Consider the following 24,183-nt stretch of genomic DNA (forward strand, 5'->3'; position numbering starts at 1 on the left):
GCCAGGCCGGCGAACACCCGATCTGTATACAGCTCGTTGCGGTTCTGGAAGATGTACCAGCCCAGACCGCCCTGGCCGGAGGTGGCCCCGAACACCAGCTCGGCGGCGATCAAGGTGCGCCAGGCGAACGCCCAGCCGATCTTCAGCCCGGACAGGATCGCCGGCAGCGCGGCGGGGATCAGCAGCTGCGCCACGTAGCGCGGCCCACGCAGCCCGTAATTGCGCCCGGCCATGCGCAGCGTTTCCGGTACTGCCTGGAAGCCGGCATAGGTGGTCAGCGCGAGCGGCCACAGCACTGAATGCACCAGCACGAACACCAGGCTGCCGGTGCCCAGGCCGAACCACAGCAAGGCCAGCGGCAGCAGCGCGATGGCCGGTAGCGGGTTGAACATGGCGGTCAAGGTGCCGAGCACATCGCGGCCCCAACGTGTGGAGGCGGCCAGCGCGGTCAGCACGAATGCCAGCACCACGCCGAGCGCGTAACCCTGCGCCAGCACGCGCAGCGAGGCGCCAACGCGGCGCAGTAACTCGCCCGAGAGCAGTCCATCGTAAAACGCGCGTGCGGTCTGCAGGGCGCTGGGCAGCATCAGATCATCGCCAACCACGCGCGCGGCGATCTCCCATATGGCGACCAGCACCACCAGCACCAGCGCCTTGCGCAGCCACGGCGGCGCCTGCCAGCGCGCCGGCGCGGCGGTGGCAATCAATGCGGGATCCAGCGGTTGTAGTGCACGTTCGTACTCGGGCCGCACCGGCGGGAGCGGCGGCAGCGCGCTGGCGTCGCTACGGCTCATGGCAGCGCCTCGCGTTGCAGCGCGGCCGGGCGACGCAACGGTGCCACCTTGTCGTCGTCCAGGGTGTCGTCGGGCAGGTCGAACAGCAGCCGGTGAATCCGCTGCGCGGTCTGCTGAAACGCCACGCTGCCGGCACTCTGCGGACCAAATGCATGCGCGTTGAGTTCGGCGCGCACCTGCCCCGGATGCGGCGACAACAGCAGCACGCGATTGCCGACCACCAGGGCTTCTTCGATCGAGTGGGTGACGAACAGCAAGGTGAAGCGCGATTGCTCCCACAGTTCCAGCACCTGCTCCTGCATGCGTGAACGCGTCAACGCATCGAGTGCTGCGAAGGGCTCGTCCATCAACAACACGCGTGGGCGCATCGCCAAGGCACGCGCGATCGCCACGCGTTGCTTCATGCCGCCGGACAATGTGTGCGGATACGCATCTGCGAATGTGCTCAGCCCGACCTGCGCCAGACTGTCGTCCGCACGTTCGAGCGCTTCGGCACGCGAGAGCTTGCGTGCCGCGCGCAGACCGAACACCACGTTCTCGCGCACGGTTTTCCACGGCGCCAGCTGATCGAATTCCTGGAACACCACCACCCGGTCCGGTCCCGGCCCGGTTACGGCTTTGCCATCCAGACGGATCTGCCCCTCGCGCGGGGTCACAAAGCCGGCCACCGCCTTGAGCAAGGTGGATTTGCCGCAACCCGACGGCCCCAGCAGTACGAAGCGATCGGCTTCATGCACATCGAAACGCACGCGGTGGGTGGCACGCACCACGCGCTGCGCGGAAGCGTATTCCAGGCTGACGTGGTCGACTTGCAGCAATGGCGTCGGCGTGGGCATCGCTCAGCTCCCGCCCGCAATCAGCGGGTCGTCGAAGAAGTAGTCGCTCAGCTTGCTCGGCGTCTGCTTGATCGCGCCGCTGTGCTGCATGAATTTGCCCAGCCCCAGGGTGTTCTGCGGCACCACGCTGAACTGCACCTTTGGGTCCTTGAGGATCTGCAACACCAGCGCGCGATCGATGCTCGAACCATTGCGACGCAGAAAAATATCCGCCGCCTGCTCCGGATGCGCGGTGACGAAACGCGCGGCCTGATCCAGCGCGGCGACGAAGGCGCGATAGGTCTTGGGATTGTCGCGGCGGAATTTTTCGGTGGCATACAGCACCGTCGCCGACGAGGGGCCGCCTTCGATCTCGTAGGAGCTGGTCACGATATGCGCGGCCGGGTTACGCGCCAGTTCCTGCTCCTGAAACGGTGGGCTGGCAAAGTGCGCGGTGATCTCGGTGCGACCACGGATGATCGCGGCGGCCGCGTCCGGGTGCGGCAAGGCGACCTGCAGCGGATCCAGCTGATGGGTGCCCTTGTCGCCCCAACGTTGCTGCGAAGCGTGCTGCAGAAAACGCGACTGCACCGACACGCCGGTGGCCGGCACCGCAATCCGGTCCTGCGGGGTGAAATCGCCAATGGACTTGATGCGCGGATTGTTGCTGATCAGGTAATAAGGAAAGCTACCCAGCGATGCCACGCCGCGCACGTTCTGCCGGCCATGCGTGCGGTCCCAGATGGTGAACAACGGCCCGACACCGGCACCGGCGATATCGATCGAACCGGTCAGCAAGGCATCGTTGACCGCCGCGCCACCGGACAACTGCAGGAACTGCACGTCGATGTCCACGCCAGCGGCCTTGCCCTGCCGCTCGATGAGTTTTTGATCCTGCGCCACATCCAGCAGCAGATAGACGATGCCGAACTGTTTGGCGACGCGCAGTTTTCCTTCTGCCTGCGCATGCGCGCTGAGCAGCAGCGGTAACGCGGCCAGAAGCAGCAACGCGACACGCCGGGAGAAACGACGGCGCTGCGAAGGTGCGTGAGAAGTGACGGTCAAACGCATGCGGCGCTCCAGTCGAGAGGGGAGGGAAGATGCGTGTCTCACCACGCGTTACGTGCCGTGAGACGCGCTCGAGGCAGCGCGTTTCTAGAACGGCGCATCGCCTTCGATGGTGGTGCGGTTGAGCCGACGGCGCAGGTGATCCGGCGTGCCTGCGGCAAGATGCATCACCGAGCGGTTGTCCCAGAACACCATGTCGTGTGGCTGCCAACGATGCCGATACACCAATGCCTCGCGGGTGCTGTGTTCGAACAGAGCCTGCAGCAGCGCATCACTTTCGTCGTCGGGCAAGCCGACGATGCGAGTCGTGAAATGTTCGCTGACAAACAGCGCTTTCTGGCCTGTCTCCGGATGCGTGCGCACGATCGGATGCTGCACCGGTGTCACTTCGGCGATCTGTTCGGCCGTCAGCGCCGGACGCCACGGATTGCGCGCACGCAGCTCTTCGTACTTGGCCAGATAGCTGTGCTCGGCGCGCAGGTCCTGCACAGTGCGTTTGAGCGCATCGGGCAAGGTTTGCCAGGCCAGATGCTGATTGGCGAACAAGGTGTCGCCGCCCTCGCTGGGCAGCTCTTGCGCGTGCAGCAGCGAGCCCAGACTGGGCGTTTCCTTGTACGACAGGTCCGAGTGCCAGTAATGCCCGGCATCGCCCAGACCGATTGGTTCGCCGTTCTCCTTGATGTTGGACACCACCAGCACTTCCGGATGCCCACGCAACTGGAAATTGCGCAGCACATGGATCTGCAGCGGGCCGAAGCGCCGGCTGAAATCGACCTGCTGCGCCGGGCTGATGCGTTGGTCGCGGAACACCAGCACGTGGTGGTCCAGATGCGCTTGATGGATACGCGCGAAGGTGTCCGCATCCAGCGGCTGCGACAGATCCAGGCCGATCACTTCGGCGCCCAGCGGGGCATCGAACGGCACGATCTGCACGCCGGAAGCTTGCACTGTGGAAACCGCATCGCGCGGGGTCTGCGCACGCGCGGCGGAAGTGACGCTGGCCATGACGGTGGCACCTCGACGGCAACGAAAGGCCGCCTGGGCCGGCGACCGGACAGACCACTCTAGGCAGTCGTGCCGCCGCTGCGAACGTACGATTGGCAACGTGCTTATGCGCTGCAGGTATATGCGACCCGGCATGACGGGCGACGCAGCTTGGCGACGCCCGCTTCGAGCTCAACTGCTTTACGTCGATGAGTAGATATTGACGCAGCGCCGCCTGGGCAGCGCAGTCGCTTTGTGGTGCGCTCTTATTCCGCCCGCAACGCCAACGCTGGCGGCGTCGACAGGATGCGCCGGGTGCCCGACCAACCGGCCAGTAGACTCAACGCCAGCCCGAAGGCGCCGCCGATCAGCAGCCGCGGCCAATCCGGGGTCAGCGCGATCTCGAACGCTTTCTGCCCGACCACCGCGCCGATCACCGCTGCGGCGGTCACCGCCAGCGTTGCCGCCAACAGGCCCAGCGCACCGAATTCCACCAGCACCGCGCCACGCAACTGGCCGCGACGCGCGCCCAAGGTGCGTAGCACCGCGCTGTCGTAACGGCGTTCGCCTGCGGTGGCCTGCAAGGCGGCCAGCAGCACCAGCACGCCGGCCAGCAGGCTGAAGCCCATGACCAGTTGCACCGCCTGCGCCACCTGGTCGATCACCTCGCGCACGCGGCCGAGGATGGCGTCGATATCCAGCACCGAAATGTTGGGGTAGTCGCGGCTCAACGACGCCAGCTTGGGCGCATTGCCAGGTGGCAGGTGGAAGCTGGAAATCAGGTTGTATGGCGCATCGCCGACGGAACCTTGATTGAGCAGCAAAAAGAAATTGACCCGGAACGAATCCCAGTCGGCCTTGCGGATGCTGGTAACGGTGAAGCTGCGCTGCTGTTCGCCCAGCAGCAAGGTGATGCGGTCGCCGAGTTTGAGCTGATACCGCTGCGCCCAGCCTTCTTCTACCGAAGCCTCCGGTGCCGTGCTGTCGGCTGCCCAGAATTTGCCTTCCAGCAACGTATTTGCGGGGGGGAAGGCATGCCGCCAGGAGAAATTGACCGGGCGGTTGTCGCCGTCGCCATTGTCCTGTGGATCGCGGTCGCCGCGTGCCGGCGGTTTGTCGTTGATCGCCACCAGGCGCCCGGTCGAAAACGGCTCCACGGCCGCTTCGTTGACGCCCAAGCCGCGTAGCGTCTGCAGCACCGGCGCGGTCTGTTCGGGCTGGATATTCATCAGGAAGTAGTTGGGCGTATCCACCGGCAGACGCTCGCGCCATTGCCCCAGCAATCCGGGGCCGACAACCGCCAGCAGCAATAGCGCGCACAGCGACAGCGACAGCCCGACCAGTTGCACCACGCTCAGGCCACGCCGCCGCGTCAGCGAGGCCAGGCCCAACTTCCAGGCGCCACGCAGGCGATGCTGGATCGGCCGCAGCAACGTGAGCAGCCCCAGCCCTAGCGCCATCGCCACCAGCGCCAACGCAGCCAGCCCGCCCAGCACCCAGCCGGCCAGCACCAGATTGCCGGTGGCATAGACAGTCAGCGCCAGTGTGGCTGCCAGTGCCGCTGCGTAGACCAGCAGCGAACTCGGCGGAACGGCGGCAAAGCTGCGGTTGAGCACGCGCATCGGCGGCACGTTGCGCAGCCGCAGCAGCGGCGGCAGGCCGAAGCCCAGCAACAGCACCAGGCCGATGCCTGCGCCCGCCAGGGCAGGGGTGGCCTGCGGCAGCGGCAGCCGGTTCGGAATCAGGCTGCCCAGCGCCTGCACCAGGCCTTCCTGCGCGAGCATGCCCAGGCCGATCCCGACCAGGCAGGCCGGAATCGCGGTCAACAGCAATTGCAGCGACAGCATCGCGAGAATGTCGCGCTGGCGTGCGCCCAGGCAGCGCAACACGGCGACGGTGTCGATGCGGCGCATCGCAAACCGGTTGGCCGCCAATGCGGTGGCCACGCCGGATAACAGCACCGCCAGCAACGCCGACAAGGCCAGAAAGCGCCCGGCGCGATCGAAGGCCGCGCGCATGCCGCGCTGGGTGTCTTCGATGCCGACCAGACGGTATTCGCTGGCGCGTGGCTTCAACCAGGCGCGCAAGTCGGCGATGGCCTCCGGCGCACCTGAGAACATCAGCCGGTACGAAGCGCGACTGCCCGGGCCGAGCAGGCCGGCGCCGTCGATATCGGCGCGATTGACCAACAACGGCGGCGACAACTGCATCAGCTCGCCGGAGGCATCCGGTTCGGCACGCAGCACGCCGGTGATGGTGAGATGGCCGGCGCCGAATTCCAGCTGTTCGCCCACCCGCAGGCCCAGCGCCTCGAGCAGACGCGGGTCGGCATAGGCCTGACCCGGCGGCGGTGCGCTGGCGACGTTGCCTTCCGTGCCATCGCTGTCCTTGGAGACCAGCAACTGACCCCGCAGCGGGTAGCCAGCGCCCACGCCGCGGATATTGGCCATCTGGCTGGACTCGCCATGGAACAACACGCTGGGGAAGCTGACCATGCGCGTGCTCTGCAGCCCGCGCCGCTGCGCTTCAGCAGCGAAGTCGGCCGGAATCTCCTGGCGGCCGGTCACGCCCAGATCGCCGCCGAGCACTTCGGCCGCGCTGGAGGTCAGCGCCAACGTCACCCGGTCGACCAGCGTGCCGACCGCCGTCATCACCGCCACCCCCAGCACCAGCGCGGCGAACACGGTCAGCAGATCGCCGGCCAGAAACTCGCGGCGCACCGCGCGCGCGGCCTGTCGCAGCACGTTCATGCGGCCGGACCGGTCTGAGCGTGCAGGCGGCCGCTGTCGATGCGGTAGATGTGATGGCAGCGCTGCGCCAGCGTCATGTCGTGGGTGACCAGCACCAGGGTGGTGTCGCTGGTGGCGTTGAGCGCGAACAGCAGGTCGCTGATCTGCGCGCCGGTGGTCTGATCGAGGCTGCCGGTGGGCTCGTCGGCGAACAGGATGCGTGGCCTGGCCACGAATGCGCGTGCCAGCGCCACGCGTTGCTGCTCGCCGCCGGACAGCTGGCGCGGGTAGTGGCGCGCACGTGCGCTCAGGCCCACCGCCTCCAACACCTCGCGCACCCGCGCCGGATCTTCGCGCCCGGCCAGTTCCAGCGGCAATGCGATGTTTTCTTCGGCGGTCAGTGCCGGCAGCAGATGGAAGCTCTGGAACACAAAGCCCACCTCGCGCGCACGCAAGGCGGCACGGGCTTCTTCGTCGAGCTGGCCCAGGTCCTGGCCGGAGAGCGCGATGCTGCCGCGGCTGGGCAGGTCCAGCCCGGCAAGCAGGCCGAGCAGGGTGGTCTTGCCCGAACCGGATGCGCCGACAATGGCGATACTGTCGCCTTCACTGACCGTCAAGCTCACGTTGTCGAGGATGTGGAGTGTTCCCTCCGGTCCACTGACGGACTTGCCGACCTCGCGGACGTCGATGGCGGTGCGGGTGCTGGAGCGGGGGGCCAGACTGTCGATGAGGAATCTCCGAATGCGTGAAAGAACACTGCGATATGGCGCGCTGGTCATGTGGCTGCTGACACTGTCCCTGCTTGCGCCGGGAATTGCCTCTGCCAAAAGTCCGGTGGCAACCGCACCGATCCTGGTCGTGGGCGACAGCTTGAGCGCTGCGCACAACATCCCGGTGCAGTCCGGCTGGGTCACTCTGCTGGACCAACGCCTGAAGCGTGACATGGCGACGCCACCGGCAGTCGTCAATGCCAGCATCAGTGGCGAGACCACTTCCGGCGCATTGACGCGACTGCCCGGCCTGCTGGAAAAGCACCACCCCGGCGTGGTGGTGATCGAACTTGGCGGCAACGATGCATTGCGCGGCCTGACCCCGGCCCAGCTCAAGGGCAATCTGGAAAAGATGATCCAGCTCAGCCAGCAGGCCGGCGCAAAGGTGCTGCTGCTCGGTATCGATGTGCCGCCGAACTACGGCCCTGCCTACCGCGAACGCCTGAAGGCGACCTATGCCGACCTGTCCAGACAGTACAAGACCGCGCTGGTGCCGTTCTTCCTGGAAAAGGTCGCGCTACAGCCGGGGCTGATGCAGGCTGACGGCTTGCATCCGACCGCTGCGGCTCAGCCGAAGGTGCTGGAAACGGTCTGGCCGGCGCTGCGTCCACTGCTCGGTCGCTAGGCGTTGCCTGTCACAGAACGTCGCCGGTCCTTCACGCCCTTTCCACCGTCGATCCGGCATGTTTCACAAAGCTGAAGACCGAGGAAAGTCCATGCGTCAGACCAAGGAAACGTCCGGCCTCGTGCTGGTCGTCGAAGACAATCGCAATATCTCCGAAATGATCGGCGAGTACCTGGAAGGCCGTGGCTTCGAGGTCGACTATGCGCAGGACGGACTGGACGGTTATCGTCTGGCCGCGGAGAACAGCTACGACGTGGTCGTGCTGGATCTCATGCTGCCGCGCCTGGACGGCATCGAAGTGTGCCGCCGGCTGCGCAACGACGCACGCAAGTCCACCCCGGTGCTGATGCTGACCGCCCGCGACACGTTGGACGACAAGCTCACCGGCTTGGGCTTCGGCGCCGACGATTACCTGACCAAGCCGTTCGCGATTCAGGAACTGGAAGCGCGCCTGCGTGCTCTGATCCGTCGCGAGCGCCGCCAGGTGGGTTCGGAAGTGCTCAAGGTCGCCGACCTGGTGCTCGACCCGGTCAGCATGCGCGCCACCCGTGCCGGCACCGAGCTGCAGCTCTCCCCGATCGGCCTGCGGTTGCTCACCATCCTGATGCGCGAATCGCCGCGTGTGGTCACCCGCCAGGAAATCGAGCGCGAGATCTGGGGCAATGGGTTGCCGGATTCGGACACCTTGCGCAGCCATCTGTACAACCTGCGCAAGATCATCGACAAGCCGTTCGATCGCCCCCTGCTGCACACCGTGCAAAGCGCCGGCTATCGCATCGCCGACATCGCCCAACCGATGGCCTGATGTCGCTGGCCGGTCGCCTTCTGGCGGCCGGCTTTTCCTGTAGGCGCTCACGCGCCGCTCGCTTCCGCGTGCTGCCGGCTGGTTGCACGACGGGCTCACGGAAGCGTTGCCTCTAATCCGGCGCTCTCCCTGGATGCCGCAATGCCGCACGGGCTCCCACGAAAAATACGTCTCGCCTTCCTGTTGCAGGTCGCACTGGCGAGTCTGGCGATCGTCCTTGGCGGCTATCTGATCTCCTTCGTGATCAAGTACAGCCTGGTGCGCACCGTACTGGCCGACGAGGCGGTGCATTTTTGGCGCCTGCACAAGAGTGCGCCGAACAACCCGCCGCCGAATACCCGCAATATCCAGGGCTATTTCTCGCCTGCCGGCAAGCTCGGCGACAGCGCACCGCCGGTGTTGCAACGGTTGCCGCGCGGCTTCAGCGAAGTAGCCGCTGCCGACGCGCTGGTGTATGTGGATCAACGTCCGGAAGGGCGCTTGTATCTGGTGTTTTCGCGCTCGCGCGCCGCCCATCTGACCTTGTGGTACGGCGTGGTGCCGGCGATCGTGGTGTTGCTGTCGATCTACGGCGTGTCGTGGTTTACCTATCGCATCTCCAAACGCCTGGTGTCGCCGATCAGCTGGCTCGCACGGCGCGTTTCACAGTGGGACCCGCGCAATCCGGATGTGGATGAGTTGGCACCGGAGCGATTGCCCGCCGAATTGCAGGGCGAAACACGGCAGCTGGCCGCAGCGTTACATGCGCTGGGGCAACGGGTCAGCGACCACGTTGCGCGCGAACGCAATTTCACCCGCGATGCCAGTCATGAATTGCGCACGCCGCTGACGGTGATCCGCGTGGCCAGCGACATGGCCCTGGCCGACGACGAATTGTCGCCGCGCACGCAACGCAGCCTGCGCCGTATCCAGCGTGCCGGCCACGATATGGAAGCGGTGATCGATGCGTTTTTGATCCTGGCGCGCGAGGCCGAAATCGACCCGCAAAGCGAAACCTTCGACGCCGCCGAACTGGCCAGCGAAGAAGTCGACAGCGCGCGTGAGCTGCTTGGCGACAAGCCGGTGTCGTTGCAGATGGTCGGCGACCGCAGCCTGCAGATGTTCGCCCCGCCGCGGGTGATGCGCGTGGTGCTGAGCAATCTGTTGCGCAATGCCTGTGCCTACACCGACACCGGCAGTATCGAAGTCGAAGTGACCCAGGACCGCATCATCGTGCGCGACACCGGCATCGGCATGAGCGAAGAAGCACGTGCACGTGCATTCGAGCCATTCTTCCGCGCCGATCCCACACGCCCGCAGGGCACCGGCCTGGGTCTGTCGATCGTGCGCCGGCTGTGCGACCGCTTCGGTTGGCGGATCGAATTGCACAGCGAGACCGATGTGGGGACGTCGGTGGCGGTGGTGGTGGCCTGAGGGCGTTTTTTGTCGGCCGATCTGCCTGGTCTTACTTCTGCTCCAACACAGGTGCCACCGCTTTGCGCCAGATCGCGTAACCGTCGGCGGTCATGTGCAGCATGTCCTCGCGAAACAACTCCGGGCGCGGCTTGCCGCTGGCATCCAGCATTGGCGTGTAGACGTCCACGTAGTCCACGCGCGGTAGCGGCGCGAGTGCGTCCTTGATCAGGCGATTGGCCGTCACGATTGCCGGCAGCAAATGCGCGCGCGACGGGCTGGGTTTGATCGACAGATAGCTGATGCGCGCCTTCGGTAGATCGCGCCGAATGCGCGTTACGAATGCCAGCACATCGTCGCGCACCTGCTCCGGCGTACGGCCACTGTTGAGATCGTTGTCGCCGGCATACAGCACCATCTGGCGCGGCGCGTAGGGGAGCACGATGCGGTCCGCATACCAGGTGCTGTCGCGCACTTCCGAGCCGCCGAAGCCGCGATTGATCACCGGCTTGCCGGGGAAATCCTGCGCCAAGGTGTCCCAGAAACGGATCGACGAACTGCCGACGAACACAATGCCGTGCTTGGGTGGCCGCTGCTGCGCGTCGCTGTCGGCAAAGCGCTGCATGTCGTTTTCCCACGCGGCATTGGAGGCCTGCGCCGGGACTTGCGGCGCGGTGTGTGGGGTGTCGGCGTGGACGTGGCCGGACAACAACGCCAGGGCGCACAGCAGTGTGCGCAAGGGATGCTTGATCATGCGAGAGAGCCTACGGCAGTGAAGCGGACCGCTATGGTGCGACAGGCTGGAAGCGTAGGGCAAACCCGTTGGCTTTCAGGGCGTGGCATCGCATTGCGCGCAGATCGCTTCGCCGGGCCAGACCCGACAATGCGGCAGATGGTGCGCCTTGCGGCAGCATCCGACTGCCTTGTAGGCCCAACGCCACCTGTTCGGACGGGTGTCACGCCCTGGCGGTGCGCAGCGCCACGGTGCAAAATTCGGCCTTTCCTGAGTTGCGACCACACCATGCGTTCGATCCGTTCCCTGATACGCCCTTGCGGCCGGAAGCGCTGACGCGTGGCCGATCAACTGGGACACGTGCCGCGCGGCCCGCGCCGCATGCTCAAGGCGGCAATCTGGTCGTGGCAGGGATTGCGCGCGGCATGGCTGCATGAATCTTCGTTTCGGCTCGAGGTCTGCCTGGCCGTGGTGCTGGCGCCGCTGGGGCTGTGGCTCGGTCAGTCCGGTCTGGAGCGCATCGCGCTGATTGCGCCCTTGCTGATCGTGCTGGCCGCCGAATTGTTGAATTCCGCGATCGAGGCGGTGATCGAGCGCTACGGCCCGGAACACCATGTGCTGGCCGGCCGCGCAAAGGATATGGGCTCGGCGGCGGTGTTCTTGCTGCTGATCAATGTGCTGCTGTGCTGGGGGCTGATTCTGTTGCCGCGATTGTTCTGAGAGCGATTGGTCACGCGCGCGCCATGGCAGCCAGGCCCTTCTTGTAGGCGATTGCTTAGCGAAAGCGTGGAGACGTACATGGCGATGCGACGCATCAGAGTGCGAGTGCGAGTGCGTCAGCGGAAGAGCCCGGCGTTCGTGTTGCGCGTAGTGACTCTCCTCAACAATTGCCAGCCTCTGTCGCGCCTAGCGACCGCGCGCGCACCGATGCGTTCGAACTGAGGGTGTTCTTAATCCAAGAACTGACCGCCCAGCGGAACAACCCGCCAGTCGTACGCTTGTGCATGCCGGCTTGACTTGCCACATGGCATGCTGCAGCTCTTCTTAAACGGAACTCGCCTGCATGCCTGTCCTGATTCGCGCCCTGGTGTTGCTGATGCTGACCGTCTCGCTGTCCGGTTGCGGTTACAACGCGATCCAGCAGAAGGAGGAAGGCGTCAAGGCAGGTTGGTCGGAAGTGCTGAATCAATATCAGCGCCGCGCCGATCTGATTCCCAATCTGGTGCGCACGGTGCAGGGCTACGCTCAGCAGGAGCGCCAGGTGCTGACCGAAGTGACCAATGCGCGCTCGCGTGTCGGACAGATTCAGGTCAACGCCGACGACGCAGCGTCGCTGAAGAATTTTCAGCAAGCGCAGGGCGAACTCGGTAGCGCGCTGTCGCGCCTGCTGGTGGTCAGCGAGAATTATCCGCAGCTGAAATCCGACCAGTCGTTCCGCGATCTGCAGGTACAGCTGGAAGGCACCGAAAACCGCATCACCGTGGCGCGCGGTCGTTATATCCAGACGGTGCAGGAGTACAACACCTATATCCGTTCGTTCCCGCAGGTGATCACCGCCAAAATCTTCGGGTATCAGCCCAAGCCGAATTTCACCGTGGAAAACGAAGCCCAGATATCGCGTGCGCCGCAGGTGGACTTCGGTAATCAACAGGCGCCGCAGCAGCAGCCTGTGCAGCAACGGCAGCCTGCGCAGTAAGTAATTGCGATTTGCGCAGTATCAAATACTGCGGGGTTGGCCGCACGGCATGTCGAGGCAATTGTTAGGTTAGCCATGTCGATCTATCTATCGTCCGCTTGCTCAACCAACTTTCAGAAGCTGGGCATCAAGCCCCTCTCCAGCGGGAGAGGGGTTGGGGTGAGGGTACGGGGCGAAGCCTCTGTGCCGTTCAAACTGCACTAGGCTTCGCTCCGTACCCTCATCCGCCCCTGCGGGGCACCTTCTCCCGCAGGGAGAAGGGAAGCTAAGTGTCAGTGCTGATTAACTGTCAGTACTCATCAGGTAGGAGTTAGCTAATGCGGCAAACGCACAGATGGGTCTTGTGGATGATGGCGCTACTGCTGCTGCCGACATCGCTGCTGGCCCAGGACCTTGCAGCCATTCCGCCGCTACGCTCGCCAGTGGTCGATGTCACCGGCACATTGGATGCCACCCAGATCCAGCAGCTGGAGCAGCAGGCGCTCGCCTTGCAACAGCGCAAGGGCGCGCAGTTGCAGATCCTGATCGTGCCGACCACCCAGCCGGAGGCGATCGAGCAATACACCCAGCGCGTGTTCGACCAGTGGAAGATCGGCCGCAAGGGCGTGGACGACGGTGTATTGCTGCTGGTGGCCAAGGACGACCGCCGCGTGCGCATCCAGCCCGGTTACGGCCTGGAGGGCGCGATTCCCGACATCACCGCCAACCGCATCATCCAGGAGTATCTGGCACCGCGCTTCCGTGAGGGTGACTATGCCGGCGGCATCAGCGCTGCGACTGCGACGCTGGCCGGTTTGATCGAGGGCGAGGCTTTGCCCGCTCCGGTCAGCGGGCATGCCGATAGCGGCTCGGGCGATGGCTCGGGCGGTGGCGGCGGCTGGATCATGGCGTTGTTCATCGGCTTTGTCGTCGCGATGGTGGCGCGCGGCATTCTCGGTGCGTTGCCACGGCCGCTGCGCGCGTTGCTGACCGGCGTCGCAGCGGGCGGTGCCGCACTGCTCTTCACTTCATTGTTGTTCGCCAGCGTTGGCGCTGCGGTCATCGGGCTGCTGGCGGGGCTGGCATCCGGATCGCCGGGGCGCTTTGTCGGCGGCGGTGGCTGGGGCGGCGGCGGGTTCGGCGGATTTGGGGGCGGCGGCCGTGGCGGGTTCGGCGGCGGCGGTTGGGGTGGTGGTGGCGGGTCATCGGGAGGCGGTGGCGCCTCGGGGAGCTGGTAATGCGTTGGCTCAGGCATGTCTTTGCGCCCTCGGCGCAGCGTAGTTTCCCGGCCAGTTGCATGGACGCGATTGCCGCAGCCGTTGCAGCCAGCGAGCGCACCCACACCGGCCAGATCATGGTGGCGGTGGAAGCCGATCTGCCGCTGGACGCGCTATGGCGTGGGCACACCGCGCGCCAGCGTGCCGAGCAGGCCTTTGCGCAATTGCGCACCTGGGACACCGAAGCCAATAACGGGGTGCTGCTGTATCTGCTGCTGGCCGACCACGCCATCGAAGTGGTCGCCGACCGCGGTCTGCGCAGCCGCGTGCCGGACGCGCAGTGGGCGGAGGTGTGCCGGCGCATGCAGGAATTCCTGCGCGATGGCGAGCACGAGGCGGCGGTGCTGGCCGGGATCGAGGCGGTGACCGAGCTGTTGAGCGAGCATTTCCCGGCTGCTGCGAACGCGCAGCATGAAGACGAGCTGCCCGATCGTCCCCAGCTCTTAGGCTGAGCGCGTGCGAGATGTCAGAATAGACGCCTCGCTTTTTTGTGATCCGCGGTCCGCATGATCTATCTGCACGCCATCGACCCCATCGCCTTCTCGCTTGGCCCGGTGCAGGTGCACTGGTACGGGTTGATGTACTTGGCCGCGTTCTTCTCCGCCTGGGCGTTGGGACGCTCGCGCATCCTGCGCGGCCGCCTGCCGGGTGTGGACATGGACGGATTTTCCGACCTGTTGTTCTACGGCATGCTCGGTGTGGTGCTGGGCGGGCGCATCGGCTACATGCTGTTCTATGCGTTCGACAGCTTGCTGGCCAACCCGCTGATTCTGTTCAAGGTGTGGCAAGGCGGCATGAGCTTCCACGGCGGCCTGCTGGGCGTGCTGATCGCCTGCGGGCTGTGGGCGCGCAAGCACCGGCTGCACTTCTTCGACGTGATGGACTTCGTGGCGCCGCTGGTGCCGTTGGGTCTGGGCTTCGGGAGGCTCGGCAATTTCGTCGGCGGCGAGTTGTGGGGCAAGTTCACCCAGGCCGGATGGGGCGTGATCTTTCCGCTTGCACCGGAATTGGCCGGCCAGTTGCCGGCACAGATCCAGGCGCAGTACGCCACCGGTGCGTTGAACCAGTTCGCGCGCCATCCCTCGCAGCTGTACGAAGCCGCGCTGGAAGGCGTGGTGATGTTCGTGGTGTTGTGGGCGTTCTCGTTGAAGCCGCGTGCGCGTTATGCGGTGTCGGGGATGTTCGCGCTGCTGTATGGCGTGTTCCGTTTCATCGTGGAATTCGTGCGCGTGCCCGATGCGCCGATCGGCTACCTGGCTTTCAACTGGCTGACGATGGGGCAGATTCTGAGCCTGCCGTTGATCATCGGCGGGCTGGTGTTGTTGGCGATGTCGCGCCGCGCGCCGGTGTTGCAGCCGGTAGTGGTGAACACCGCCGTGGCGGGAGCCGCCAAGTGAAGCCGTATCTGGACCTGCTGCAGCATGTGCTGGAACATGGCGCGGAGAAGTCCGATCGCACCGGCACCGGCACGCGCAGCGTGTTCGGTTGGCAGATGCGCTTCGACCTCAACGACGGCTTTCCGCTGGTCACCACCAAGAAGCTGCACCTGCGCTCGATCATCCACGAGCTGTTGTGGTTTCTGCAGGGCGACACCAACATCGGCTATCTCAAGGACAACCAGGTCCGCATCTGGGACGAATGGGCCGACGCCGATGGCAATCTCGGCCCGGTTTACGGCAAGCAGTGGCGACGCTGGACCGGCCCGGACGGCGTGGAGATCGACCAGATGCAATGGCTGGTGGACGAGATCAAGCGCAACCCGGATTCGCGCCGGCTGGTGATCAGCGCCTGGAACGTGGGCGAGCTGCCGCAGATGGCGCTGATGCCCTGCCACAGCCTGTTTCAGTTCTATGTGGTGAACGGCAAGCTCAGCTGCCAGCTGTATCAGCGCAGCGGCGACATCTTTCTCGGCGTGCCATTCAATATCGCAAGTTATGCACTGCTGACGCATATGGTGGCGCAGGCCACCGGCCTGGGCGTGGGCGATTTCGTGCATACGCTGGGCGACGCACATCTGTATTCGAATCACTTCGAGCAGGCGCGCGAGCAACTGACGCGCACACCGCGCGCGTTGCCCACGTTGCGCCTGAATCCGGAGGTGACCGATCTGTTCGCGTTCCGCTTCGCCGACATCGCCATCGACGGTTACGACCCGCATCCGGCGATCAAGGCACCGGTTGCGGTGTGAGCGGCGGTCGCATCATGCAGCCTGCCTGCGCGGTATGCTGAGGCATGAAAATCACCTTGATCGTCGCATTCGACCGCAACAATGCCATTGGCCGCGATAACGAATTGCCGTGGAAATTGCCGGATGATCTCAAGCGCTTCAAGGCGCTGACGTTAGGCAAGCCGATCCTGATGGGTCGCAAGACCGCGCAGTCCTTGGGGCGTGCGTTGCCGGGGCGCTTGAATCTGGTGCTGACGCGTTCTGCGCAGGTGCCGTTCGAGGGTATGCAGGCGGTGGCTTCGGTCGATGAGGCGATCGCGCAGGCCGATGCATCCGGTGCGCAGGAGCTGTGCGTGATCGGCGGTGGCGAGGTGTATCGCCTGACGATGGAACTGGCAGATGTTATGGCCGTCACCGAGGTCGCCACGATCGTGGAGCAGGCCGACACCCACTTTCCGCCGATCGACCCGGCCGTGTGGGAACCGGTACAGCGCGAGCGACACACGGCCGATGCCCGCCATGCGTTCGCGTTCGATTATGTGGACTATCGCCGGCGCTGAGGCATGCGCGTTGCTGAAAGACCGAACGCTGCAGTGTGCTGTGGCGCGTGCGTTGAATGAGCGTATCGCCGCATCACGTTCAAGCAATCAAGCGCGGCTGACACAACGAGTGCGTGGATGCAGGCGAAACATCAGCGCACTCAGGAATGGAACACTCAGGAATAGAAACTTGGCGTCGGCGGCTGCTGCCGCAGCGCCCATTCGCCGAGTTCGCGCAGCTTGTAATCGACCGGGTCGTGCAGCGTCTGGGTACGCAGGTTGCGCCAGTAGCGGTCCAGCCGCAGCGCGGCGTGGGTGGCGCGCGCGCCGGTGACTTCGAACAGCTTGCTGCAGACTTCCAGCCCGACACGGGTGGTGGCGACCTTGGCGGCAGCCACCGCCAACGCGACCTGCGCGCGTTCGTCGCTGCTCAGTGCGTGCTCTTTGCGCCAGGCGGCATCGAGCAGCTCGGCGGCGCGACCGGTGAGTAGCCGGGCACTTTCCAGGCCCAGCCAGAACTCGCCGTAATGGGCAAGGATGTAGGGGTCCTCGCTGGCCTGTTCGACACCGGAGCGATGCCAGGCGCGGGCTTGGGTCAGGGTGTAGGTGCGCGCTTCTTCGAACGCGCCCTCGGCAATCCCCAGGAACAGATGCGCGAACAGCAACTGCGCGATCAATCGGCGCAGACAGGCGAACGGTGTGCTCAATGGGCCGGGATCGAGCAGCAGTTCGCTTTCTTCCACGCGCACGCGTTCGAAGGTGGCGCTGCCGCTGTCGGTCTGGCGCTGGCCGATGTTGTCCCAGTCGTGGCCCAGCGAGATGCCGCTGCGCGCAGTGGGAATGGCGCCGATCAGCAGTTTGCCGCTGCGTTCGTCCAATGCGGAGGCGATCAGCATCTGCGAGTCGATGGCACCGGAACAGAAACTCTTTTTGCCGGAGAACTCGCGCCAGCCGTCGCGGTGCACGGCGACGGTGCGGGTATCCAGCGGATTGAGTGCGTTGCCCCAGAACCAGTGCGCGCGCGCGGTCTGTTCCAGCCATGGCTGCCACTGCGCTGGCTGGCCGAACAGGCGCACGGTGGCCAGCATCAGTTGGTGGAAGCCGAAGACATGCGCGATGGAACTGTCGACTTTGGCGAATGCGCGCACGATCTGCAGCACCTCGCTCCAGCTGGCGCCGAGCCCGCCGTACTGCACGGGAATGCTCAGCGCGAGCAGGCCGCTGGCGCGCAATGCATCGCGTTCGGCCTTGGGCGTGCCGCCGCGTGCATCGCGTTCGATCGCGGTCTCGGCGAATTCGGCCGCCAGGCGCTGGGCGGTCTGCAGCGGAGTGAGCAGGGACGGTTGTGGTGGGAGGCTCGTCATGCGCGATGGCCTTGTCGGATGGGAAACAGTGCGGTCAGTGCGGGTTGACCAGTAGCAAGTGTTGAGTGCTGATGATCGGGGTGGCAGCCAAGCAGCGTCTTGCGCCTGCATTTCAGTTCGGCAGACGCGTCAGGCGCGGCGAGCAAAACGACTGTGCGCTCATCAGATCGGCATGCACGGTACTCGGAATCTCATGTGCCACGCTTGCATGATCTTGTCTGCGACTTGTCCAAGCCCGGCTGACGGCCGCTCTCGCGCCTGATCATCTTCAAAACACATGGATGTCGTGCAGCGCCGCGAGCAGGGTCTGGCGGGCGTGACGCAGTGCCGGTTCGTCGGCCTGACGGTCGCGTGGACGCGGCGTGTCCAGCTGCAGTGCATGCGCAATCGATCCGGGCTGGCCGCCGATGACAATCGCACGGTCGCTCAGGTAGACCGCCTCTTCGATGTCATGGGTGACCAGCAACACGCTGAACGCATGTTCGCCGGCCAGACGCAGCAGCAGGTCCTGCAGCTTGATGCGGGTGAACGCATCCACCGCGCTGAAGGGCTCGTCGAGCAGCAGCACGCGCGGTTGCCGGTACAGCCCACGGGCCAGCGCCACGCGTTGCGCCTGGCCGCCGGAAAGTTGCTTGGGCAGCGCGCTCGCGTAGTCGAGCAGGCCGACTTCGCCCAGCAACTGCTGCACGCGTGGAGATTGCCGCGCCGCCGCTGGCGACAGATCCGAATCGTCGGCAAAGGCAACATTGGCGGCCACGTCCAGCCACGGCAGCAGGCGCGGTTCCTGGAAGATGAAACCGATGCGCCGGTCGACCCCGCGCACGCGCGCGCCATCCAGCACCACCTCGCCGGCGTAATCGCGTTCCAGACCGGCCACGATGCGCAGCAGGGTGCTTTTGCCGCAACCGCTGGCGCCGATCAGGCTGACAATCTCGCCCGGTGCCACCTGCAGCTCGATGTCGCGCAGCACCTGGCGTGCGCCGAACTGCTTGCCGGCGATGCGCAGCTGCAGACCGGTGCTGCTCACGTGTGGTTTCCTGCATGGCCAGGCACGCTGCGGTTCTGCAGATTGTCGCGCCAGCGCAAGGTGCGCGATTCGATCGCCTTGAGCACGCTGTCGCTGAGTTTGCCGAGCAGGGCCAGCAGCACGATCGCACCGATCACGATATCCGGCCGCGAGGTTTCGCGCCCGTCGCTCAGCAGATAGCCCAGCCCGCGCGTGGCGGCAATCAATTCGGCCGCCACCAGAAACATCCAGGCCAGACTCAGGCTGGTGCGCAGCCCGGTGAAGATGGACGGCAGCGCCGCCGGCAGCAGGATCCGCCGCACCAGGCGCGGTTTGGACAGGCCGTAGCTTTCGCCCAGTTCCACCAGCGTGCGGTCGACCTGGCGCAGGCCGCTGACCACGCCCAGATACACCGGGAAGAACGCGCCGATGGCGATCAGGGTGATCTTCGGCGCCTCGTCGATACCCATCCACAGCAATAGCAACGGCACCCAGGCCAGGCTGGGCACTGCGCGCAGCGCCTGGAAGCTGGGGTCGATCAGCTGTTCCAGCCAGCGGCTCAGTCCAACCCCGACGCCGATCAGCAAGCCCAGGCCGGCGCCGATGGCGAAGCCGGCCAGCACCCGCAACACGCTGGCGCCGATATGGCTAGCCAGCCCGCGGCCGGCCTCGTCTGCCAGCGTGGTCAGGATCTGGCTTGGCGGCGGCAGCAGGTAGCGCGGTGTCCAGCCGAGCGCCGAGGCGATTTCGAGCGCGCCGAAGAAGCTCAATGGCAACAGCCAGCCGAGGCTGCTGGCCGGCAGTCTGAGTCGCAGTCGCGCCGGCGCCGTGGTCGATAAGCTGCGCGCAACGCGCAAGGAGGTGTCGTTCATCGCCGCGCTCAGCCCTGCGCCACACGTGCGCGTGTGGCGTAACTGGGATCGATCAGTGCGGCCAGCACCTTGGTCAGGTCGGTGCCGGGCCGGACCAGGCCTTCTTCCAGCAGGATGGGCGCCGCGCTCTGCAGCGCCGCCCGCTCTTCGGGGCCAATCACCGGATTGCGCAGGTCGGTGCGCTGCAGCTGTAGCGTGGCGACCTGGAGTGACAACCGGGCCTCGGTGGCGATCAGCGCAGCAAGTTCGTCGGGGTGGGCGATCGCCCATTTGCGCGCTTTTTCGTAGGCCTGGATCACCAGCGGAATCTGATCGGGGTAAGCGGCCGCGAAGGTCTCGCTGACATTCAAGAAACCACGGGAATTGAAGGCGACGTTGCGGTAGATCAATCGCGTGCCGGCCTCGATCTGGCTCGCGGCGAGGTGCGGGTCCAGGCCGGACCACGCGTCCACATCGCCGCGTTCGAGCGCGGTGCGCCCGTCGGGATGCTGCAGATGGACGATCTCCACCGCGTTCTTGCTCAACCCCGCCTGCCGCAGCGCGCGCAGCAGGAACAGGTAGGCGTCGGTGCCCTTGGTGGCGGCGATGCGTTTGCCTTTGAGTTCGGTCAGTTGCCGGATAGGCGAGTTCTTGCCCACCGCCAGCGCGATCCATTCGGGGCGCGAGTAGATGTACACAGCCTTGATCGGATTGCCGTTGGCGCGCGCCAGCAGCGAGGCCAGGCCGGCGGTGCTGCCGAAGTCGATGCTGTTGCCGCCCAGGTATTCCAGCGCGCGATTGCTGCCGGCCGACAGCACCCATTTGACCTGCGTGCCCTGCGCCTTGAGCGCTTGTTCCAGCCAGCCGAAGTGCTTGAGCACCAGCGAGGTCGGCGAGTAGTAGGCGTAGTCCAGGCGCAGTTGTTTGGGAACCGCACCGTTGGCTTGCGCAAGGGCGGCGCGCGACAACAGCGGCGAGGTGCCGAGCGCGACGCCGGCGAGGGTTCCGAATTTCAGCAGGTTGCGGCGCTTCATAAATGCTCCAGTCAGCGCGCCGCAGCGCGCGGCACGATGGTGTTGGCGATGACCTCGCCGAAGGGCCCGCTCAGGGCCTGCCCGGGCAGCTTCTGCTTGAGCGCGCGCGGCAGCAGCGGGAACACCAGCTCGGCGAAGCGGTAGGCCTCCTCCAGATGCGGATAGCCGGAGAAGATGAAGGTGTCGATGCCGAGCGCTGCGTATTCCTCGATGCGCTTGGCCACGGTCTGCGGGTCGCCGACCAGCGCGGTGCCGGCCCCGCCACGCACCAGGCCGACGCCGGCCCACAGATTCGGGCTGACTTCCAGATCGGCGCGGGTGCGGCGCTGACCGCTGCTGTGCAGCGCGGCCATGCGCCGCTGGCCCACCGAGTCCATGCGTGCGAAGGCGCTCTGGGCACGCTCTACGGTGTCATCGTCCAGGTGACTGATCAGCGACTCCGCTGCTGCCCACGCTTGTTCATCGGTCTCACGCACGATCACATGCAGGCGGATGCCGAAGGTGAGCGAGCGCCCAAGTGCGGCGGCCTTGCTGCGCACCGAGGCGATCTTTTCCGCCACCGCTTCGGGCGGCTCGCCCCAGGTGAGATAGGTATCGACCTGTTCGGCGGCCAACTCGTGCGCAGCATCGGAAGAACCGCCGAACCACACCGGCGGATACGGCTGCTGCACGGTGGGATACAGCAGCTTGGCCGCCTTGACCTGCAGATGTTTGCCGTCGAAGTCGTAGCTGTCGCCTGCGTGGCTGTGGGCGATGATCTCGCGCCAGATGCGGATGAATTCTGCCGAGGCTTCATAGCGCTCGGCGTGGTCGAGAAACACGCCATCGCCTTCCAGCTCGCCACGGTCGCCGCCGGTGACCAGGTTCACCAGCAGGCGCCCGCCGGACAGCCGATCGAAACTGGCGGCCATGCGTGCGGCCAGCGCTGGCGCCATCAGGCCAGGGCGCAGCGCGACCAGAAACTTCAGCCGGCGTGTGGCGTTGATCAGACTGGACGCGACCACCCAGGGGTCTTCGCAGGAACGCCCGGTGGGAATCAGCACACCGTCGTAGCCCAGCGTGTCGGCCGCAACGGCCACCTGGGTCACATACTCGGCGCTGACCTGGCGTGCGCCGGCGCTGGTGCCCAGATAGCGGCTGTCGCCGTGGGTGGGAATGAACCAGAACATGTCCATGGTTGGTCTCTTTTGTGCGAGTTCCTCGCAGGAGCCCGCACATCCATGTGCGGGGATTAGATCGGGCGAGTCCGTCGCAGGAGCCGCACATCCGTGTGGGGAGTAGAACGGGCCAATTCGTTGCGGGAGCCATCGCATCTATGCGTACGTGTGCTAAGCGAGTTCTTTGCAGAAATAGTCCGTCATTGCGTGCGCGGGGACTTAATAAACGGCTGATCTAACAGAGCTCGCACTTGCGCATGCAGGATTTGCTCAGGCAATACGCCGCAGCGCGTCGGCGCGGGCGCCGAGTACGCCTGCGGCGCGTTCGGCGGCCAGTTCGATGCGTTGACGCAGGGCCGGATTGACCACGCGGTACTCCTGGAAATCGGTCTCGGTGGCGTAGATGCCGATCGGCAAGGTCAATGCTTGGAAGAAGGCGAACAGCGGGCGCAGTTGATGGTCGATCACCAGTGCATGCCGCTCGCTGCCGCCGGTGGCCGCGAGCAGGATCGGTGTGTCGATCAGCGCGTTGATGTCGATCAGATCGAACAGATGCTTGAGCAGGCCGGGATAGGAGCCGCGATACACCGGCGCGACGACCAGCAGCAGGTCGGCCGATTCGATCTGGCGTAACGCCTGTTCGGTCGTCTCATCCAATTCGCTGCGCCACAGCGCCGCGCCCAGCGGCCGGGCGATATCGCCGAGTTGGAGAATGCTGGGTTTGATCGGCAGTCGTCGCGCAAGTTCGGCAAGCGTTGCCTCAGCCAACGCAAGGCTGCGAGAAGGGCGCGAGGTGCCGCCGGAAACGGCAACGACATTCAACGGAGTGCGCATGCAAGAGTCCTGTGGTGGCGGTATCGGGCAGTCACGTAAATCCGTGCCATCCGGATAACAACAGTGTTGCTGCAAGGTAAAGAGCAGTGCGTCGGCACTGTTTTCTGTATCGACAGCGTGGCATCCCATCTGACTGCACACTGGCAGACATGGCAATGCACGCTACCTTCAAATGCGCTGATGGCTTATCAGATTTGAGAATGACTTTATGAAAAACGCGTCATTTGCCGTGTTTTATCGATCTTTCCATCGCCACTCATGATGCCGATGGCATGACGAAACTGCCTGCGGAGATAAGTGCAGACCGAATGTGGGTGGAGAACGATTAACTCAGCAGGTTGCGCTGCGAACCTGATCGAAACTCCGCCGCAGTTCGCCGAACGTTGCGTCGTTGGCAGGGCATTGGCTTTGCGGATTCCTGCATTTCATCGAAGCAGCCGACTACTTCCAGTCGCAACGTATCTCGGCATGCAGGCGTGCTGGAAGCCGAGAGCGCAAGCATTCCAGTCAGGTAGCAGCGCCACGATAACGCCGGCACGCTGCCACCAAGCAAACGCTCGGCATGCTGCAACCAGCACGCCGAGCAATCCCGCTTTTCACTCTGCGGCGGGCGGGGGCGTGTTGGGGGCCGTGGTGGAACTTGCGTTCGCGTTCGCGGTGTCGCCACCGCCACCACGCTGGCGTTGCCGACGACGCGGTGGTCGTGCGCGCTGCGCTGCCTGCGGCGGGTGCGTGATCGGAATGCCGGGCACCTGCACCACGCGCAGTTCGTCGGTATCCAGCTGCAAGGCGGTGAGCTTGCCGCCCCACACCGCACCGGTATCGATGGCGTGCACGCCCTGGGTGATGGTCAGTCCAAGCGCGGACCAATGCCCGCAGACGATCTTCAGATCGCGCTCCACCCGGCCCGGCACTTCGAACCACGGATACAGACCCTGCGCCTGCGTGCCCGGCGTGCCCTTGTCGTCGGTGGCGATGCGCCCGCGCGGGGTGCAGTAGCGCATGCGCGTGAACAGGTTGATGATCGCGCGGCTGCGGTCGTAACCGCTCAAGCCCGGCGACCAGCCCGGCTGATCGCCGTACATGTTGCGCAGCAGTTTGCGATAGCCGCCGCCCTGCAATTGCTGCTCGACTTCGCGCGCATGCCTCTCGGCCAGTTGTGTGGTCCACTTCGGTGCCAGCCCGGCATGGATCATCATCCAGCCCAACGCGCGGTCTACATGCGCCAGTTTCTGCATGCGCAGCCAGTCCAGCAGCACGTCGCGATCTTCGGCCAGCACGATGCGCAGCAGATCCGGATTGACCTTGCGCTGTTCTTCTTCCGAACGCGCGCCGATCGCCAGCAGCGAGAGATCGTGGTTGCCCAGCACCACCACGCTATGCGCGCGCAGCGAATGCACCAGCCGCAGCGTTTCCAGCGATTGACCGCCGCGGTTGACCAGATCGCCGCAGAACCACAACGTGTCTTGCGCGGGATCGAAATTGATTTTTTCCAGCAAGCGCTGGGTGATGTCGTAGCAACCCTGCAGGTCGCCAATTGCCCAGACGCTCATCGCGTGCGCTC

24 protein-coding genes are annotated in these 24,183 nt (G+C 65.2%); 10 read left to right on the plus strand and 14 right to left on the minus strand.

The features are described 5' to 3' along the window. From XcyCFBP4188_RS00005 to XcyCFBP4188_RS00030, 6 genes are all read right to left on the minus strand, one after another. Positions 1 to 794: ABC transporter permease (locus tag XcyCFBP4188_RS00005; protein ID WP_104591455.1), on the minus strand; the 794-nt coding region annotated here is incomplete at its 3' end. Next, entirely contained in the window at positions 791 to 1,630 is an 840-nt protein-coding gene (locus XcyCFBP4188_RS00010; protein ID WP_046932160.1) for an ABC transporter ATP-binding protein, read from the minus strand. The genes XcyCFBP4188_RS00010 and XcyCFBP4188_RS00005, both read right to left, overlap by 4 nt. Positions 1,631 to 1,633: 3 nt before the next feature. Beyond that, on the minus strand, positions 1,634 to 2,680 hold the full coding sequence (locus XcyCFBP4188_RS00015) for an ABC transporter substrate-binding protein (RefSeq protein WP_043909270.1): 1,047 nt from the start codon (positions 2,678 to 2,680) through the stop codon (positions 1,634 to 1,636). Between the two features lie 84 nt (positions 2,681 to 2,764). Next, positions 2,765 to 3,682: a TauD/TfdA dioxygenase family protein gene (locus tag XcyCFBP4188_RS00020; RefSeq protein WP_006453121.1), complete on the minus strand. Its 918-nt coding sequence runs from the start codon at positions 3,680 to 3,682 to the stop codon at positions 2,765 to 2,767. A 245-nt stretch (positions 3,683 to 3,927) separates the two neighbouring features. Further along, positions 3,928 to 6,411: an ABC transporter permease gene (locus tag XcyCFBP4188_RS00025; protein ID WP_046932157.1), complete on the minus strand. Its 2,484-nt coding sequence runs from the start codon at positions 6,409 to 6,411 to the stop codon at positions 3,928 to 3,930. Next, a complete protein-coding gene (locus XcyCFBP4188_RS00030; protein ID WP_023902758.1) occupies positions 6,408 to 7,013 on the minus strand; it encodes an ABC transporter ATP-binding protein in 606 nt (201 codons plus the stop codon). The genes XcyCFBP4188_RS00025 and XcyCFBP4188_RS00030 overlap by 4 nt, the downstream gene beginning before the upstream one ends. Positions 7,014 to 7,116: 103 nt before the next feature. Here XcyCFBP4188_RS00030 and XcyCFBP4188_RS00035 point away from each other — a divergent pair, with 103 nt between their 5' ends. The 3 genes from XcyCFBP4188_RS00035 to XcyCFBP4188_RS00045 all read left to right on the plus strand — a co-directional run bounded on the left by XcyCFBP4188_RS00035 (position 7,117) and on the right by XcyCFBP4188_RS00045 (position 10,003). Further along, the gene (locus tag XcyCFBP4188_RS00035; RefSeq protein ID WP_043909587.1) at positions 7,117 to 7,785 is read left to right on the plus strand and encodes an arylesterase; all 669 of its coding nucleotides are present in this window, start codon (positions 7,117 to 7,119) and stop codon (positions 7,783 to 7,785) included. 91 nt (positions 7,786 to 7,876) lie between these two features. Next, positions 7,877 to 8,590 (plus strand): response regulator transcription factor, encoded by a 714-nt coding sequence (locus tag XcyCFBP4188_RS00040; RefSeq protein WP_002811889.1) that lies wholly within the window; start codon positions 7,877 to 7,879, stop codon positions 8,588 to 8,590. 141 nt (positions 8,591 to 8,731) lie between these two features. Further along, positions 8,732 to 10,003: a sensor histidine kinase gene (locus XcyCFBP4188_RS00045; RefSeq protein WP_006451472.1), complete on the plus strand. Its 1,272-nt coding sequence runs from the start codon at positions 8,732 to 8,734 to the stop codon at positions 10,001 to 10,003. A gap of 31 nt (positions 10,004 to 10,034) precedes the next feature. Here the strand turns inward: XcyCFBP4188_RS00045 and XcyCFBP4188_RS00050 are convergent, their stop codons facing one another. Further along, complete coding sequence (locus XcyCFBP4188_RS00050; protein ID WP_104591456.1) at positions 10,035 to 10,736, minus strand: SGNH/GDSL hydrolase family protein; 702 nt, start codon at positions 10,734 to 10,736, stop codon at positions 10,035 to 10,037. A 318-nt stretch (positions 10,737 to 11,054) separates the two neighbouring features. Here XcyCFBP4188_RS00050 and XcyCFBP4188_RS00055 point away from each other — a divergent pair, with 318 nt between their 5' ends. The 7 genes from XcyCFBP4188_RS00055 to XcyCFBP4188_RS00085 all read left to right on the plus strand — a co-directional run bounded on the left by XcyCFBP4188_RS00055 (position 11,055) and on the right by XcyCFBP4188_RS00085 (position 16,394). Further along, entirely contained in the window at positions 11,055 to 11,435 is a 381-nt protein-coding gene (locus XcyCFBP4188_RS00055; protein WP_043909591.1) for a diacylglycerol kinase, read from the plus strand. A gap of 343 nt (positions 11,436 to 11,778) precedes the next feature. Next, the gene (locus XcyCFBP4188_RS00060) at positions 11,779 to 12,411 is read left to right on the plus strand and encodes a LemA family protein (RefSeq protein ID WP_006451475.1); all 633 of its coding nucleotides are present in this window, start codon (positions 11,779 to 11,781) and stop codon (positions 12,409 to 12,411) included. 317 nt (positions 12,412 to 12,728) lie between these two features. Further along, positions 12,729 to 13,628, plus strand: coding sequence for a TPM domain-containing protein (locus tag XcyCFBP4188_RS00065; RefSeq protein ID WP_104591457.1), 900 nt, complete (start codon positions 12,729 to 12,731; stop codon positions 13,626 to 13,628). Continuing rightward, positions 13,628 to 14,119 (plus strand): TPM domain-containing protein, encoded by a 492-nt coding sequence (locus XcyCFBP4188_RS00070; protein ID WP_006451477.1) that lies wholly within the window; start codon positions 13,628 to 13,630, stop codon positions 14,117 to 14,119. Before XcyCFBP4188_RS00065 ends, XcyCFBP4188_RS00070 begins: the two co-directional genes overlap by 1 nt. 54 nt (positions 14,120 to 14,173) lie before the next feature. Continuing rightward, on the plus strand, positions 14,174 to 15,064 hold the full coding sequence (gene lgt, locus XcyCFBP4188_RS00075) for a prolipoprotein diacylglyceryl transferase (protein ID WP_006451478.1): 891 nt from the start codon (positions 14,174 to 14,176) through the stop codon (positions 15,062 to 15,064). Continuing rightward, on the plus strand, positions 15,061 to 15,855 hold the full coding sequence (locus XcyCFBP4188_RS00080; protein ID WP_006451479.1) for a thymidylate synthase: 795 nt from the start codon (positions 15,061 to 15,063) through the stop codon (positions 15,853 to 15,855). Before lgt ends, XcyCFBP4188_RS00080 begins: the two co-directional genes overlap by 4 nt. A gap of 44 nt (positions 15,856 to 15,899) precedes the next feature. Further along, complete coding sequence (locus XcyCFBP4188_RS00085) at positions 15,900 to 16,394, plus strand: dihydrofolate reductase (protein WP_104591458.1); 495 nt, start codon at positions 15,900 to 15,902, stop codon at positions 16,392 to 16,394. Positions 16,395 to 16,549: 155 nt separating this feature from the next. On the opposite strand, the gene XcyCFBP4188_RS00090 is transcribed toward XcyCFBP4188_RS00085, so the two are convergent. The 7 genes from XcyCFBP4188_RS00090 to XcyCFBP4188_RS00120 all read right to left on the minus strand — a co-directional run bounded on the left by XcyCFBP4188_RS00090 (position 16,550) and on the right by XcyCFBP4188_RS00120 (position 24,172). Beyond that, complete coding sequence (locus tag XcyCFBP4188_RS00090; RefSeq protein WP_104591459.1) at positions 16,550 to 17,737, minus strand: acyl-CoA dehydrogenase family protein; 1,188 nt, start codon at positions 17,735 to 17,737, stop codon at positions 16,550 to 16,552. A gap of 268 nt (positions 17,738 to 18,005) precedes the next feature. Continuing rightward, positions 18,006 to 18,764: an ABC transporter ATP-binding protein gene (locus tag XcyCFBP4188_RS00095; RefSeq protein ID WP_006451482.1), complete on the minus strand. Its 759-nt coding sequence runs from the start codon at positions 18,762 to 18,764 to the stop codon at positions 18,006 to 18,008. Next, on the minus strand, positions 18,761 to 19,615 hold the full coding sequence (locus XcyCFBP4188_RS00100) for an ABC transporter permease (RefSeq protein WP_104591460.1): 855 nt from the start codon (positions 19,613 to 19,615) through the stop codon (positions 18,761 to 18,763). Before XcyCFBP4188_RS00100 ends, XcyCFBP4188_RS00095 begins: the two co-directional genes overlap by 4 nt. An 8-nt stretch (positions 19,616 to 19,623) precedes the next feature. Continuing rightward, a complete protein-coding gene (locus tag XcyCFBP4188_RS00105; RefSeq protein ID WP_104591461.1) occupies positions 19,624 to 20,628 on the minus strand; it encodes an aliphatic sulfonate ABC transporter substrate-binding protein in 1,005 nt (334 codons plus the stop codon). Between the two features lie 11 nt (positions 20,629 to 20,639). Next, positions 20,640 to 21,803 (minus strand): FMNH2-dependent alkanesulfonate monooxygenase, encoded by a 1,164-nt coding sequence (gene ssuD / locus XcyCFBP4188_RS00110; RefSeq protein ID WP_006451485.1) that lies wholly within the window; start codon positions 21,801 to 21,803, stop codon positions 20,640 to 20,642. A gap of 252 nt (positions 21,804 to 22,055) precedes the next feature. Next, positions 22,056 to 22,619, minus strand: a complete 564-nt coding sequence (gene msuE / locus XcyCFBP4188_RS00115) for an FMN reductase (RefSeq protein ID WP_006451486.1) — start codon at positions 22,617 to 22,619, stop codon at positions 22,056 to 22,058. A gap of 596 nt (positions 22,620 to 23,215) precedes the next feature. Further along, positions 23,216 to 24,172, minus strand: coding sequence for a symmetrical bis(5'-nucleosyl)-tetraphosphatase (locus XcyCFBP4188_RS00120; RefSeq protein ID WP_006451487.1), 957 nt, complete (start codon positions 24,170 to 24,172; stop codon positions 23,216 to 23,218). Positions 24,173 to 24,183: the final 11 nt, after the last annotated feature.

Source organism: Xanthomonas hortorum pv. cynarae (genome assembly GCF_002939985.1).
GTDB classification, from domain to species: Bacteria; Pseudomonadota; Gammaproteobacteria; order Xanthomonadales; family Xanthomonadaceae; genus Xanthomonas; species Xanthomonas hortorum_D.

What these genes read in the sequence shown, in the direction of transcription:
- ssuD (WP_006451485.1), bottom strand. Translation starts at nt 21,803, where the DNA reads ATGGACATGTTCTGGTTCATTCCCACCCACGGCGACAGCCGCTATCTG.
- XcyCFBP4188_RS00040 (WP_002811889.1), top strand. Translation starts at nt 7,877, where the DNA reads ATGCGTCAGACCAAGGAAACGTCCGGCCTCGTGCTGGTCGTCGAAGAC.
- XcyCFBP4188_RS00100 (WP_104591460.1), bottom strand. Translation starts at nt 19,615, where the DNA reads ATGAACGACACCTCCTTGCGCGTTGCGCGCAGCTTATCGACCACGGCG.
- XcyCFBP4188_RS00090 (WP_104591459.1), bottom strand. Translation starts at nt 17,737, where the DNA reads ATGACGAGCCTCCCACCACAACCGTCCCTGCTCACTCCGCTGCAGACC.
- XcyCFBP4188_RS00015 (WP_043909270.1), bottom strand. Translation starts at nt 2,680, where the DNA reads ATGCGTTTGACCGTCACTTCTCACGCACCTTCGCAGCGCCGTCGTTTC.
- XcyCFBP4188_RS00025 (WP_046932157.1), bottom strand. Translation starts at nt 6,411, where the DNA reads ATGAACGTGCTGCGACAGGCCGCGCGCGCGGTGCGCCGCGAGTTTCTG.
- XcyCFBP4188_RS00120 (WP_006451487.1), bottom strand. Translation starts at nt 24,172, where the DNA reads ATGAGCGTCTGGGCAATTGGCGACCTGCAGGGTTGCTACGACATCACC.
- XcyCFBP4188_RS00035 (WP_043909587.1), top strand. Translation starts at nt 7,117, where the DNA reads ATGAGGAATCTCCGAATGCGTGAAAGAACACTGCGATATGGCGCGCTG.
- XcyCFBP4188_RS00105 (WP_104591461.1), bottom strand. Translation starts at nt 20,628, where the DNA reads ATGAAGCGCCGCAACCTGCTGAAATTCGGAACCCTCGCCGGCGTCGCG.
- XcyCFBP4188_RS00070 (WP_006451477.1), top strand. Translation starts at nt 13,628, where the DNA reads ATGCGTTGGCTCAGGCATGTCTTTGCGCCCTCGGCGCAGCGTAGTTTC.
- XcyCFBP4188_RS00060 (WP_006451475.1), top strand. Translation starts at nt 11,779, where the DNA reads ATGCCTGTCCTGATTCGCGCCCTGGTGTTGCTGATGCTGACCGTCTCG.
- XcyCFBP4188_RS00050 (WP_104591456.1), bottom strand. Translation starts at nt 10,736, where the DNA reads ATGATCAAGCATCCCTTGCGCACACTGCTGTGCGCCCTGGCGTTGTTG.
- XcyCFBP4188_RS00085 (WP_104591458.1), top strand. Translation starts at nt 15,900, where the DNA reads ATGAAAATCACCTTGATCGTCGCATTCGACCGCAACAATGCCATTGGC.
- XcyCFBP4188_RS00020 (WP_006453121.1), bottom strand. Translation starts at nt 3,682, where the DNA reads ATGGCCAGCGTCACTTCCGCCGCGCGTGCGCAGACCCCGCGCGATGCG.
- XcyCFBP4188_RS00045 (WP_006451472.1), top strand. Translation starts at nt 8,732, where the DNA reads ATGCCGCACGGGCTCCCACGAAAAATACGTCTCGCCTTCCTGTTGCAG.
- XcyCFBP4188_RS00065 (WP_104591457.1), top strand. Translation starts at nt 12,729, where the DNA reads ATGCGGCAAACGCACAGATGGGTCTTGTGGATGATGGCGCTACTGCTG.
- lgt (WP_006451478.1), top strand. Translation starts at nt 14,174, where the DNA reads ATGATCTATCTGCACGCCATCGACCCCATCGCCTTCTCGCTTGGCCCG.
- msuE (WP_006451486.1), bottom strand. Translation starts at nt 22,619, where the DNA reads ATGCGCACTCCGTTGAATGTCGTTGCCGTTTCCGGCGGCACCTCGCGC.
- XcyCFBP4188_RS00010 (WP_046932160.1), bottom strand. Translation starts at nt 1,630, where the DNA reads ATGCCCACGCCGACGCCATTGCTGCAAGTCGACCACGTCAGCCTGGAA.